General features: G+C 71.9%; 10 protein-coding genes. 3 read left to right on the forward strand and 7 right to left on the reverse strand.

Annotated elements, in window-relative coordinates:
• Positions 1 to 189: 189 nt before the first annotated feature.
• Both E0H26_RS02695 and E0H26_RS29095 read right to left on the reverse strand, forming a co-directional pair.
• On the reverse strand, positions 190 to 1,467 hold the full coding sequence (locus E0H26_RS02695) for a YeiH family protein (RefSeq protein ID WP_240741978.1): 1,278 nt from the start codon (positions 1,465 to 1,467) through the stop codon (positions 190 to 192).
• Entirely contained in the window at positions 1,467 to 1,610 is a 144-nt protein-coding gene (locus E0H26_RS29095) for a hypothetical protein (protein ID WP_165521739.1), read from the reverse strand. Before E0H26_RS29095 ends, E0H26_RS02695 begins: the two co-directional genes overlap by 1 nt.
• A gap of 265 nt (positions 1,611 to 1,875) precedes the next feature.
• On the opposite strand from E0H26_RS29095, the gene E0H26_RS02700 reads away from it, so the two are divergent.
• Both E0H26_RS02700 and smpB read left to right on the forward strand, forming a co-directional pair.
• Positions 1,876 to 4,182 carry a hypothetical protein gene (locus E0H26_RS02700; RefSeq protein WP_131300343.1) on the forward strand — a complete coding sequence of 769 codons (2,307 nt, stop codon included), beginning with the start codon at positions 1,876 to 1,878 and terminating at the stop codon, positions 4,180 to 4,182.
• Between the two features lie 70 nt (positions 4,183 to 4,252).
• Complete coding sequence (smpB, locus tag E0H26_RS02705) at positions 4,253 to 4,744, forward strand: SsrA-binding protein SmpB (RefSeq protein ID WP_131300345.1); 492 nt, start codon at positions 4,253 to 4,255, stop codon at positions 4,742 to 4,744.
• On the opposite strand, the gene E0H26_RS02710 is transcribed toward smpB, so the two are convergent.
• The 3 genes from E0H26_RS02710 to E0H26_RS02720 all read right to left on the reverse strand — a co-directional run bounded on the left by E0H26_RS02710 (position 4,730) and on the right by E0H26_RS02720 (position 7,431).
• The gene (locus E0H26_RS02710; protein ID WP_240741979.1) at positions 4,730 to 5,878 is read right to left on the reverse strand and encodes a hypothetical protein; all 1,149 of its coding nucleotides are present in this window, start codon (positions 5,876 to 5,878) and stop codon (positions 4,730 to 4,732) included. The genes smpB and E0H26_RS02710 overlap by 15 nt on opposite strands.
• Complete coding sequence (locus E0H26_RS02715) at positions 5,782 to 6,912, reverse strand: transporter substrate-binding domain-containing protein (protein ID WP_240741980.1); 1,131 nt, start codon at positions 6,910 to 6,912, stop codon at positions 5,782 to 5,784. Before E0H26_RS02715 ends, E0H26_RS02710 begins: the two co-directional genes overlap by 97 nt.
• A gap of 108 nt (positions 6,913 to 7,020) precedes the next feature.
• On the reverse strand, positions 7,021 to 7,431 hold the full coding sequence (locus E0H26_RS02720; protein ID WP_131300347.1) for a type II toxin-antitoxin system Phd/YefM family antitoxin: 411 nt from the start codon (positions 7,429 to 7,431) through the stop codon (positions 7,021 to 7,023).
• Positions 7,432 to 7,618: 187 nt separating this feature from the next.
• On the opposite strand from E0H26_RS02720, the gene E0H26_RS02725 reads away from it, so the two are divergent.
• Positions 7,619 to 9,139: a chitinase gene (locus E0H26_RS02725; RefSeq protein WP_131300536.1), complete on the forward strand. Its 1,521-nt coding sequence runs from the start codon at positions 7,619 to 7,621 to the stop codon at positions 9,137 to 9,139.
• Between the two features lie 54 nt (positions 9,140 to 9,193).
• On the opposite strand, the gene E0H26_RS02730 is transcribed toward E0H26_RS02725, so the two are convergent.
• A complete protein-coding gene (locus E0H26_RS02730; protein ID WP_131300349.1) occupies positions 9,194 to 10,084 on the reverse strand; it encodes an MHYT domain-containing protein in 891 nt (296 codons plus the stop codon).
• 167 nt (positions 10,085 to 10,251) lie between these two features.
• Positions 10,252 to 13,032, reverse strand: a complete 2,781-nt coding sequence (locus E0H26_RS02735) for a DEAD/DEAH box helicase (protein ID WP_131300351.1) — start codon at positions 13,030 to 13,032, stop codon at positions 10,252 to 10,254.
• Positions 13,033 to 13,046 lie beyond the last annotated feature (14 nt).

Raw genomic sequence — 13,046 nt, forward strand, 5'->3', positions numbered from 1 at the left:
ACCGTCGCCCAGCCGGCGACGGCCCGAAACTGGAGTCAAGGGATCCAGTTCCGGGCCGTCGCCGTCAGCGGCTCCCCTCGGCGGGCCGCAGATCGGCTCGCCGTTCCGGCGAGATGGCGGTATCCCGGGCGCCAGAAGTCCACCATTCCGCCGGAACCGAGTCGATCAACCTGGCGTGGCGGCCGGCGCTCAGTTCGTGGAGAAGCCGGCGAACAGCAGCGAGGCCAGACCGAGCGCGAGAACCAGGTTGAACACCGTGGCGCCACCGAACACGACGACGGGGCGCCATCCGGCCTGCCGCAGTGCCGACACCCGGACCTCCAGGCCGATGCTGACGAAGGCCAGGATGAAGAACCAGACTCGCAGGTCGTTGACGATCGCGATGGTGGCCTTGCCGTCCGCCCCGGCCGCGTTCAGGTACCAGGTGGCGATCACCGATGCCGCGACGAAGCCGAGGACGAACTTCGGGAAGCGGCGCCACAGCTCGCCCAGCCCCGGGCGGGCCGCGCCCGCCTGCCGCTCGACGTGCAGTGCGAAGTAGGCGGTGAGCGCCACCGCGACCACGCCCATCAGCGCGTTCTGGGTCACCTTGACGATGCTGGCGATCTGTAGGGCTTCCTCGCCGGCCAGCGCCCCGGCGGCGGTGACCGCGGCGGTGGTGTCGATGTTGCCACCGATCCAGGCGCCGGCCACCGCCGACTCCAGGCCGAGCACGTCGGCCAGCCAGGGCAGCAGGAAGATCGACGGCAGGGCGAAGACAATCACCAGGCTGGCCGTGTAGGCGAGCTGCTCGCGGCGGGCGCGGACCGCCCCGGCGGCGGCGATGGCCGCGCTGACCCCGCAGATCGACACTGCGGAGGCGAGCAGGGCGCGCAGCTTGTCGTCCAGGCCGAGCCGCCCGGCCAGCCACCAGGTGAACAGGAACACCCCGCTGATCAGCAGGATCGCCTGGGCGATGGCCGGCCCGGCGGCGCTGGCGATGACGGCCAGGTTGATCGAGGCGCCGAGCAGCACCAGTCCGGTCTTGATGAAGAACTCGGTACGGAAGGCGGCGGCGATGCGGTCGCGCAGCCCGGTCAGCGTGACCACGAGGTTGCCGAGCAGGCCGAGCAGGATGGCGTAGACGGGGTACTCGATCGCCGCACCGATGTCCTCCAGCGCGGTGCCGGCCGCCCACTCGGGCACGTTCTGTTCGAGGTAGCGGGTCAGCGCGGCGAGGAACAGGACCACCAGCAGCCCGGCGGCGGTCCAGGCCCAGAACGCGCCCGAGCGGCCGGCCGCACCGGGCGGTACCGCCGCCGGATCGGCCGGTGACTGGGCTGGCTCGGTGGTGGCCGGTGGCGGGGTGGGCTCGGTGGTGGCGGGGCGCTCGGCCGGCTCAACGCCGGTGGCTTGCGGTCCGGTCGCCGGTGGCGGTGTGGTCGGAGTCTCGGTGTCCGGCGCCGGCCGGGTCGTGTCGGCGGTCATCAGGGCACCAGCCCGGCGGGAATCGCACCGGCCAGGACCAGGCCGAGCAGGGCAAGGCCCAGGATCGTGGCGGCCCAGTCCTCGTTGATGGCGAACCGGCTCTCGGGGGCGGTGGGCGAGGTGGGAGGTTGCTGCTTGGTCATGGATGTCTCTTTCGAAGGTCAGCGGGGGGCGACCGCCCGTCGATGGAAGGGGGTCCGGACGAACGTAGACCTATATTCCTACCGGGAAACTAGGATTTCAAGACTCCCGTGCCCGATCCGGCCTCCGGGTGCCGCTTCGCTGCCGACGCATCGGCCACACCGGGCGCAGGCGTGACCGGCGTCGGGACGGGTAGACGGCGACGCCATGCCGCAGGTCCGGACGGATCCAGGCGGCTCCGGCCGGCAGACACCACCCGGGGGACGAATGACCAGCGGACCGCAGCCAACCGACGACGTCGTGGAGCTGCGGGTGCACGGCGTCTCCGGTGCCGGGGCCGAGCAGATCCTGGACCGCCCGCACAGCTACCAGGTGGCCGGGGACGGCAGCGGCGGGTTCTACCGTCCGCGTCCCGGCTACCCGGACGCCGAGGGCCCGGCCGGGGTGACCCTGGAGGCGTACCGCTGGAGCGATCTGCCCTCCGGGACCACCGTCCGAACGTTGTCGCTGGTGTTCCTGCTGCCCTTCATGCTCTGCAACGTCGCGATCTGGATGCGACCGGCGGCCCGGGGCACCTCCGGCGCGGGGCTCAAGGCGGTGTGCCGGCTGCTCGCCCTCACTCTCACCATGCTGTACGTGCTCGCCGCGATGGGCGTCGCGCTGGACCTGGTCGCCGCCCGATGCATGTCGAACCCGACCTGCCTGACGGGCCGACCGTGGTTGTCCTGGCTCGGCGGTCGACCCACCGGCCTACGCCTGGCGGTGCTCGCCGTGGCACCGGCCGCCGCCCTGACGCTGGTCTGGCGGCTCGGCGTACGACCGGGGCGCAATTTCGACGCCTTCCACACGACCACCAACGGCTCCGGGCCGCACCAACTCAGCGCCGTGGGCCAGTGGGACAGCGCACCGGTGGTGGGCCGCCTGCGCTCGGTGCACGTCGCCGCCGGCTTCGTCACCCTGAGCACCGGCCTGCTCATCGCCCGGATCTACTCGGGCGCCTCGGCCGTGAGCGTCGTACTCGGTGTCGTCGCCGGCGCGATGCTCGGCGCCTGTGTCGCGCTGATCTGCGCACACTGCTGGATCGACGCCCCGGACAGCGGACCGGTGGACCGCGTCTGCGCCGGTCTGCGTACGGCCGCCTGCGTGCTCACCGCACTGGTCCTCGTCGTGCTGGCGGTCGACCCGACGCCCTGGCGACCACACGTGGGCCTGCCCGGCTACAGCATGCTGGGCAGCCTGGTCATCCTCTCGCAGACGATCCTGCTCTTCGTGCTCGGCGTGATGGTCTTCGCCAGCCGCGGCCAACTGCGTCGCGGCGCGACCGCGGCGGGTGGACCCGCCGGGCCGGCCAGCGGGGTCGACACCGACGAGATGCGGCGTGGTTTCGGCTGCGACGGGCTCGGGTCGGGACCGTTGCAGGGGCTCGGGGCCCCGGTCATCGCCGCCGTCGCCACCGGTCTGGCGATCGCCCTCTCCGCGGACCTCGTTTTCCGGGTCGCGGACCTGCTCAACCGCCGCGCCGCAGCCGACGGCGAGCGGGACATCTCCGCCCCGCTGGGCTTCAAATGGGCCATCTTCGTGTTCCTCGTGGCCGCCGCGACCGTGCTGATCGGCGCGGTGGTGGTGACCCTGGCCAGCCGATCCGCGCGAATGCGTACCGCCCGCGCCACCGTGGCCCGGGACTTCCCCGACGCCCCGCCCGCCGCCCGCTACCGGTTGCGCCAGGTCGAACGGACCATCGCGCGAGCCCGGTTCACCGAACGCCTGGAGATCCTCGCGGTGGTCTACGCCTGCATGGTCGGCGCGGGCCTGCCCACCATCACGCTCGGCATGTTGCAGATCTCCCCCGGCGAGGTCGTGGAGCGGCTCACCGGGATACCGGAAGCCGCGACGAACTTCGGCATCCAGGTGGGCAGCTTCCTCATCGCGGTCGTGGTACTCGGCCTGCTCATCGGGGGGATCTTCGCCTACCGCACGGCCGAGTTCCGCCGGTACGTCGGTGTGCTGTGGGACCTGGGTACCTTCTGGCCCCGGGCGGCACACCCGTTCGCGCCGCCCTGCTACGCGGAGCGGGCGGTGCCCGAGCTGAGCCGACGGATCACCTACCTCACCGAACAGGGTCACGGCGTACTGCTGACCGGACACAGCCACGGCGCGGTGCTGCTCGCCGCCACGGTGTTGCAGCTACCCCACCAGGTCTGCGGCCATCTGGCCCTGCTCACGTACGGGTCACCGCTGCGCCGGCTGTACGGGCGGTTGTTTCCCGCGTACGTCGACGAGGAGGTGCTACGCGAGGTGGGCGAGCGGGTGAACTGGCGGTGGGTGAACCTGTGGCGGGACACCGATCCGATCGGCGGCTGGGTCTTCTCACCCCACCGGCCGGGCCGGGAACCGGTGACGCCCGGGCCGCCGGGCACGGTCGATCGACGACTACGCGACCCGGCGGACGTGGTTCCCCCACCGGGGGACAGCGTGCCGCCGCAGATCACCGGGCACTGGCCCGGCGAGGCCGATTCCCGATTCACCGCTGCGGTAACGGATCTGGCCGGCCGGCTGCGGACCCGGCACCGCTGAGCCGGCACCGCTGAGCCGGCACCGCAACGGCCACCCGATCGGCGTCCGGGCAGCGGATATCCTTCGCCGGGTGAGCACCTCCCGTCGCCCCGAGCCGACGTTGATCGCGTCGAACCGCAAGGCCCGGCACGACTACACCATCCTCAAGACGTACGAGGCCGGGATCGTGCTGGCCGGCACCGAGGTCAAGTCGCTGCGAGCGGGCCGCGTGTCGCTGGTCGACGCCTTCGCCCAGGAACGTGACGGGGAGATCATGCTGTACGGCCTGCACATCGCCGAGTACGCCTACGGCACCTGGACCAACCATGCCCCCCGCCGGACCCGCAAGCTGCTGCTGCGCCGGGTGGAGATCGCCCGGATCCTGGCGCAGATCCGGGAGGGCGGCTTCACCCTCGTGCCACTGTCGATGTACTTCTCCGGTGGCTGGGCCAAGGTCGAACTCGCCGTGGCCAAGGGGCGCAGGTCGTACGACAAGCGGCAGGTGCTCGCCGCCCGCGACGCGGACCGCGAGATCGCCCGCGAGCTGGGCCGGCGTCTCAAGGGACGATCACGGCCCCGCTGACGCCGACGGCGAGGTCGATGGCGGTGGCGATGGCGGTGGCGGTGGCGGTGGCGTTGTCGGTGGCGGTGGCGGTGGCGTTGTCGATGGTGATGGCAACGGCACCAGACCGCCGCAGCGCGGGTCCGGCGCGCCGACCGGCCGGCGCGGCATGAGCCATTCCAACGCGGTGTCCTCCACCGGCCAGCCGGCCACCTCCACCCGGCTGCTCGGCACCCGACCCGCGTCCGGGCAGAGCACCTGCGCCCGGACGTCGTCATTGGGTAGGAAGCGGACCTCGCCGCCGCGGCTCAGCACGATGGTCATCCGGTCGGTGACCGTCACCGCCTCGCCCAGCACCACCTCCTGGGTCTCCGGCTGACCGACCTCGACGGCCACCGCGGGCAGCAGCGGGACGCGCAGGAACACCGCGCCGGTCAGCAGTGGCATCAGCGCGCCGACGGCGTAGATGACCGTCCGGGTCACCGCCGGGGCCATCCGCGCCGGCACCGGGCCGGTCAGCACCAGCGCGCCGGCCGGCGGGAGCGCCAGCAGCAGGGCGGTGGCCAGTTCCCCGTGCCCGACCGCCGCCCGGATGGCCGGGGCGAGCCAGGCGTAGCCAGCCGCCGCGACGACGACCGGCACGACCAGACCGGTGGCCACCAGCAGTCGCGGCCGGTCGGGGTAGCGACTGCGGGTGTGCAGGGCGACCAGCCACACCAGCAACATCAGCAGGGCCGGCAGGAACCGCAGTTGCCAGGTGAGGGCGGCGAGCGCGGCCGTCACCACCAACACCCAGCCCGGCGTACGCGCCGCCGCGTAGGCGAGCAGCGACCGCTCCGGGTCGAACCGGTCCGGTGCGCTGACCTGCAACAGTCGGCCGAGCACCACCGGCACCAGCACCACCAGCGGCACCGCCCAGACCAGGGCGATGAGCAGCGCGCTGAGCAACCCGAGCGGGCTGACGTACTGCACGAGCAGCAGCATCGTCGACATGTCCTGCCGGCTGAGCCGCCACAGCCGCAGCACCAGCAGCAGCAGCGGGAAGGCGGGCAGCAGGGTCAGCAGCCACTGCTGCGTCTGGCGCGCACCCGGGCGGCGACGGGCGACAGCCCCGGCCGTGGTTGGTTCGGGTGCCGCCATGCGGACCTCTCCCATGGCCACTGTCGCACCTCCACCTTGTCCGCCGGTCCGGGCGGCGGTTGCCGGTCGACCGCGACCTGCTGCTCGTCGTTGTACTGTTGCGCGTGGCCGAAGTACCGGTCGAAGGCGGCCCGCCAGCGCTTGCCGTTGTGGCCGGTACGCGCCTCCTCCAACGAGAGATTGACCAGGTCACGCATGGCCGGGTTGGGCCCGGTGTTGACGCCCCACAGCTCGTCGCCGTCGGCGCCGATGTCGAAGTGACGCAACGGCTTGGGGTTGGTCAGCTTGCTGGCCGGCGGCGCCTCGCCGACCGGCGGCGGAGCCACGAAGCCGGCCAGGATCGCCGCATCGGTGGTGACCGCGTCGACCTCGCCGTCGTACAACTCCTGGATGCACTGGCGGATCCGGTTGCGGCCGTGGGCCTGGGCGCCGGCCGCGGCCAGGTTCTGCTCGGCCGTCGAGGTCGCCAGCGTGCAGACCTTCCGACCGGCGAGATCGGTGAAGGTGGTCGGCCGCAGGTCGCTGTCGGCTCGGGTGACCACCGACTGTTCGGTCTGTAGGTAGGGCGCGGAGAAGATCACGCCCTGCTGCCGACGCCTCTCGGTGATGCTGTAGGAGGCGATGACCAGGTCGACGGTGACGTAGCGGGACTCACCGGGGACGAGAGCCTGCCGGCGGGCCCGGTCCTCGCTCTCGATGGGCAGGAACCGCACCCGTGGCGCGTCGAATCCGAGATCCTCGGCGATCATGTAGGCGATCTCGATGTCGAAGCCCGCGAACGCCCCGTTCTCCAGCAGCTGCGACACCCCTGGCTGGTCGTCCTTGACGCCGATGAGCAGTTCCTGCTTGCCGGTCAGCCCGGCCCGTTCCCGCAGTTGCTCACGGCTGGGCGGGCCGACCACGCTGACCACCCGCACCACCGTGACCGCAGCCACCACCAGCAGGATGAGCAGCGCGACGAGGCGCAGCCGCCGAATTCGGGCCGTCGGGCCAGGGGTGGCGGACCGCGGCGGGAGCGCGCCGCCGGCCGGTGCTTCTGACTCGCCCATCGTCACCCCCGGATACGACCTGCCGTGAGGGTCTATTGTGGCCGACCGGCACCACCAGGTGACCCACAGTTACCTAAGCGAGATGCTGGCGGACCCGACGACCGGAGGTCAGCCGGCGAGGCGGTCCGCGTGCGCCGCACGCAGTCGGGCCAACTCGGGATCTCCCGGCGCGGCCCGCCGCTCCAACTCGGCCCACACCTCGGCGAGCGCCGCTCGCATCGCCCGCAACTCGGCGGCGTGCCGGCGACCGGCCTGCTCGCGCTGCGCTTCGAGGCGCCGGGCCCAGCCTGCGGTCACCTCGGCGAGCCGGTCGGCGTCGGCGCGAGCCTGAGCCGCACTGCGGGCGGCGTCGGCCGGCACGATGGCGGCGACCGGCCGGGCGTCGCCATCGCGGGTTACCACGGTGACGGTGTCGGTCAGCTCCGCCATCGCGACGAGCTGACTCAGTCGGGTGCGCGCCTCGCGCAACGGCAGCGAGCGCGGCGGGGTGTTGCGCGGGGTGAGGGCGGGGACAGCCATGAATACATCGTCGGTGCCGGGTACGACACTTTCCGCAACCGTCCACGAGGGAGCCTGCCGCCGAACCGTCCCGCCACCGGTGACGCGGACACTGGACATCCACAGTAAACAAACTTAATAATTGTCCATCCGTCGATCGACGGCTCTCGTTCCCCGGGAGGTCCGGATGCGTCGCCCTGCCCGACATCTGCTGCTGGCCGCCCTCGCGGCCCTGACCACCGCCGCCGTCGGCACGCTCGTGGCGGCCAGCCCGGCTCGGGCCGCCGGCCCGACCGCCAGCTTCGTCAAGACCGCCGACTGGGGCACCGGATGGGAGGGCAAGTACACCATCACCAACGGCGGGGCCGGCACCATCACCTCCTGGCAGGTCACCTTCACGCTGCCCACCGGCACCACCCTCGGCAGCTACTGGGACGCCACCGTCAGCAGCGTCGGCCAGCGGCACACCTTCACCAACCGGTCGTGGAACGGCACCATCGCGTCCGGCGCCTCGGTCTCGTTCGGCTTCCTGGCCACCGGCCCGGGCACACCCACCGACTGCCTGCTCAACGGCGCACCCTGCGGCGGCACCCCGACCAGTCCACCCACCACGCCACCACCGACCACCGCACCGCCGACCACACCGCCACCGACCACAGCACCACCGACCACACCGCCGCCGACCACACCGCCGTCGGGCGGGATTCCCCGCCACGCGCTGATCGGTTACCTGCACGCCAGCTTCGCCAACGGTTCCGGCTACCTGCGCATGGCCGACGTGCCCGCCGACTGGGACGTCATCAACCTGGCCTTCGGCGAACCGACCTCGGTCACCTCCGGCGACATCCGCTTCCAACTCTGCCCGGTCACCGAATGTCCGGGCGTGGAGAGCGAGACGGCGTTCATCGCCGCGATCCGCGCCAAACAACAGCAGGGCAAGAAGGTGCTGCTCTCCATCGGCGGCCAGAACGGGCAGGTCCAACTCACCACCACCGCCGCCCGGGACGCCTTCGTCCGCTCGGTGTCGGCGATCATCGACCGGTACGGCCTGAACGGACTCGACATCGACTTCGAGGGCCACTCCCTCTACCTGAATCCCGGCGACACCGACTTCCGTAACCCGACCACCCCGGTCATCGTCCACCTGATCGCCGCGATCCGGGCCCTCAAGCAACGCTATGGGCCGAACCTCGTACTCACCATGGCGCCGGAAACCTTCTTCGTCCAGCTGGGCTACCAGTTCTACGGCCCCGGACCCTGGGGCGGCCAGGATCCACGGGCCGGGTCGTACCTACCGGTGATCCACGCACTGCGCGACGACCTGACCGTGCTGCACGTCCAGAACTACAACTCCGGACCGATCATGGGACTGGACAACCAGTACCACACGATGGGCGGCGCGGACTTCCACGTGGCCATGACCGACATGCTGCTCGCCGGGTTCCCGGTCGCCGGCAACCCGGACCGGCGGTTCCCCGCCCTACGTCAGGACCAGGTGGCCTTCGGCGCGCCCTCGTCGGTCAGCGCCGGCAACGGCTACCTCGCTCCCGCCGGCATCCAGTCGGCGGTCAGCTGCCTGGTCCAGGGACTGCGCTGCGGCAGCTACACCCCGCGCAGCGGCACCAATCCCCACCTCCGGGGACTGATGACCTGGTCGATCAACTGGGACCGGTACTACCAGTGGGAGTTCAGCCGCAACCACGGTCCGTACCTGAAATCCCTGCCCTGAGCACCGCCGGCCGTGGCCCTGACCGACGCTGCTCGGGCGCCACGGCCGCGCGGATCAGCGCGGCGGATGGTCCCGCCGGGACGGGAACGGGGCACCCGGCCGGGCCAGGGTGGAGCGGGCGCGCAAACCCACCGGATCCGGCGAGTCGATGGCCGCCTGACCTGACACGGCCGACGCCGGGGCACGCCGGGCCTCCAGGTAGGCCGCCGCGGCCCGGTCCTCGTCGGTCGGCGCGGCGAGCAGCGCGTAGACCAGCCCCACCACGCCGAAGATCACAAGTAGCACGATCGGGATCAGCAGGGCACCCACCTCCGCGCCGGCCACCTCTCCCCGCTGCTCGTGCACGTGCACCGACAGGGCACTCATCCCGGTGAAGTGCATGCCGTTGACCGCCACGCCCATCACCAGCGCCGAGGCGAAGATCGCCGCGCCCCGACGGACGGTCACCGCGAGCCACAGCGCGACGGTGGCGGCAACCACCGCGATCAGCACGGAGAGGCCGACCCGCACCGCGTCGTAGCCCAACTGGCCGTTCAGCCGCATCGCCGCCATGCCGGTGTAGTGCATCGCCGCCACCCCGAGGCCGGTGAACAGGCCACCGGCGAGCACCCGTACCACCGACAGCCGACCGGTGCCGACGATGGCCAACCCGATGCCGACGGCCGCCACCGCGATCAGCGCACTGGCCACGGTGACCGGCACGTCGTACCTGATCCGCGAGCCGGCCACGGCGAAGCCGAGCATCGCCATGAAATGCATGGTCCAGATGGCGGTACCGCCGAGGGCCCAGGCCGCGAGCAGCCCCCACCAGACCCGCTGGCCGGCACTTGACGCGGCACGGATCCGGCCCGCGAAGATGAGTCCGAGAACGGAGCCCAGCACCGACAGCGCATAGCTGAGCGCAGGTGTGATCCATCCGTACTCGAAATGATTGATTTCCGCCACGGCGGCTCCCCCCAGAGCATTACCGGCACGCTGTTGACGCGCCGGTAACATGATCAGGGAACCTCTCAGCAGGCACAATAGGATCATCGGCCCGTGCGGAAGGTCGACTTCTGGTGATTTTCGCGGCCGCGTCGGCGCCGATCGTGCAGCGGTCGGGTGAGTGCCCGTCAGGCCGGCGCGTGGTAGGCGAGCACACCCCGGTTGACGACACCGATCGCCTGGCGGGCCGTGGCCCGCAGCTCGACCGAGGCACCACCGGAGTCGGCCAGTTGGCCGAGCAGGTCCACCACCTGTCGAGCCCACCGGACGAAGTCGCCGGCCGGCATCTCACCGTCGAGTTCGTGCCCGCTGCCCAGCACCTTCGCCAACGCCTCGCCCCGGGCCCAGCGGTAGATCGGCCACGCGAAGCCCAGATCCGGTTCGCGGGTCACCGCGAGACCACGGGCCGCCTCGTCGGCCTCGATCTCACTCCACAGCTTCAGGGTCGAGTCGACCGCCTCGGCGACCGCGCCACGCGGCAACGAGGCCCGCTCGTCGACGTCGCGCCGGGCCTCGAAGACCACCACGGAGACCGCGGCGGCCAGTTCGGCCGGCGACAGCCCGTCCCAGACGCCCCGACGCAGGCACTCCGCGACGAGCAGGTCGGCCTCCGTCCAGATCCGCCCGAGCATCCGCCCCGCGTCGGTCACCTCCCCCTCGGCGGTCAGGTAGCCCCGGCTGGTGAGCAGCGCGACGATCCGGTCGAAGGTCCGCGCCAGCGACCCCGTACGGCCGGCCACCCGCTGGCGTAGCTCCTCGGTGTCCCGCTCCAGGCGCCGGCGGCGCTCGGCCCACCGGGCGTGTTCCTCCCGCTCCGGGCAGGCGTGGCACGCGTGACGCCGCAGTTCGCCGCGCAACTGGGTGAGCTGGTGGTCCTCCCCCGACTGCCGACCCCGGGCCCCCCGACGGGAGTGCCGGTCCAGCCCGGTGCCGCTGACCTGCGCGGCCAGGTCACGCCGGGCGGCCGGATTGCGGGGATTGAAGTGCTTCGGCACCCGGATGCGGGCCAGCACCTCGGCCGGCGTGGTGAAATCGGCGGGACTGATCCGCCCGGCCCAACGGTCCTGCGTCAGGACCAGCGGGCGGGGCTCGCTGAAGCCACCGGCGGCCGGGTCGAGCACCACGGCCAGGCCGGCACGGCGCCCGGAGGGCACCCGGATCACGTCACCGACACGCAGCCGTTCCAGCGCCGCCACCGCCGCCGCCCGGCGCTGGCTCTGCCCCTGCCGGGCGATGGCCCGTTCCCGGTCGGCGATCGCCACCCGCAGCCCGAAATACTCGTCGAAGTCCCCGTGGTGGCATTCCGCCTCCACCCCGTACGCCTCGATGGTTTCGGTGTTGCGTTGCACCTGCCGGGCCAGGCCGACCACCGACCGGTCCGCCTGGAACTGGGCGAACGAGGACTCCAGCAGCGCCCGGGCCGGCTCCGCGCCGACGCTGCCGACCAGGTTCACCGCCATGTTGTACGACGGCCGGAAGCTGGACCGCAGCGGGTACGTGCGGGTGGAGGCCAGACCGGCCACATGCCGCGGGTCGGTTTCCGGGGACCACACCACCACGGCGTGCCCCTCCACGTCGATGCCCCGACGTCCGGCCCGCCCGGTGAGCTGGGTGTACTCCCCCGGCGTCAGGTCGACGTGCGCCTCGCCGTTGTACTTGACCAGGCGTTCCAGCACCACGCAGCGGGCCGGCATGTTGATGCCCAGCGCGAGGGTCTCGGTGGCGAAGACCGCCTTGACCAGACCACGGACGAACAACTCCTCGACGACCTCCTTGAAGGCCGGCAGCATCCCCGCGTGGTGTGACGCCAGCCCACGCTCCAGCCCGTCGAGCCACTCCCAGTAGCCCAGCACCGACAGGTCCTCGCCGGGAATGGCGGTCACCCGGGACTCCACCACCCGACGGATCTCCGCCCGCTCCTCGGGCGAGGTGAGCCGCAGCCCGGCGGCCAGGCACTGCTGCACGGCGGCGTCACAGCCGGCCCGACTGAAGATGAACAGGATCGCCGGCAGCAACCCCTCGCGGTCCAGCCGGTCGACGATGTCCGGCCGCATCGGCCCCCGCCAGCGCGGTCCCCGCCGGCCGCCACCCGGCCCCGCCGAACGTCCCTCGCCCAGATCGAGACGGCGCGCCGTCTCCCGGGTGTAGCGCAGCAACTCCGGGTGCACGTCGTGCTTGCGGGCCGCGGCGGCATCGTGGAACAGGTCGAACATCCGCTTGCCGACCAGCATGTGCTGCCACAGCGGCACCGGCCGGTGTTCGCTGACCACCACCGTGGTCTCACCGCGCACGGTGATCAGCCAGTCGGCGAACTCCTCGGCGTTGGAGACCGTCGCCGACAGCGACACCAGGGTCACCGAGGCGGGCAGGTGGATGATGACCTCTTCCCACACCCCGCCCCGGAACCGGTCAGCCAGGTAGTGCACCTCGTCCATCACCACGTAGGCCAGGCCCTCCAGCGTGGCCGAGCCGGCGTAGAGCATGTTGCGCAGCACCTCGGTGGTCATCACCACCACCGGCGCGTCCCCGTTGATGGCGTTGTCGCCGGTGAGCAGCCCCACCTGCTCGGCACCGTAGCGATCCACCAGGTCGTGGTACTTCTGGTTGGACAGCGCCTTGATCGGGGTGGTGTAGAAGCACTTGCGCCGGGCGCCGTCGGCCACCGCCGGCTGCCCCGGTGTGCCACGCAGCGCCAGGTGTACGGCGAACTCGCCGACCACCGTCTTGCCGGCGCCGGTGGGCGCGCACACCAGCACGCCGCTGCCCCGCTCCAGCGCCTGGCACGCCTCACGCTGGAAGTCGTCCAGGTCGAACCCCAGGTCAACGGTGAACTCTTCCAGCGCCGGGAACTGTGAGGCCTGGGCGGCCCGGCGGCGCGCCGCGGCGTACCGCTCGGCGGGGCTCGACATGCCACCAAGATTAG

This window comes from Micromonospora zingiberis (assembly GCF_004331455.1).
GTDB classification, from domain to species: Bacteria; Actinomycetota; Actinomycetes; order Mycobacteriales; family Micromonosporaceae; genus Micromonospora; species Micromonospora zingiberis.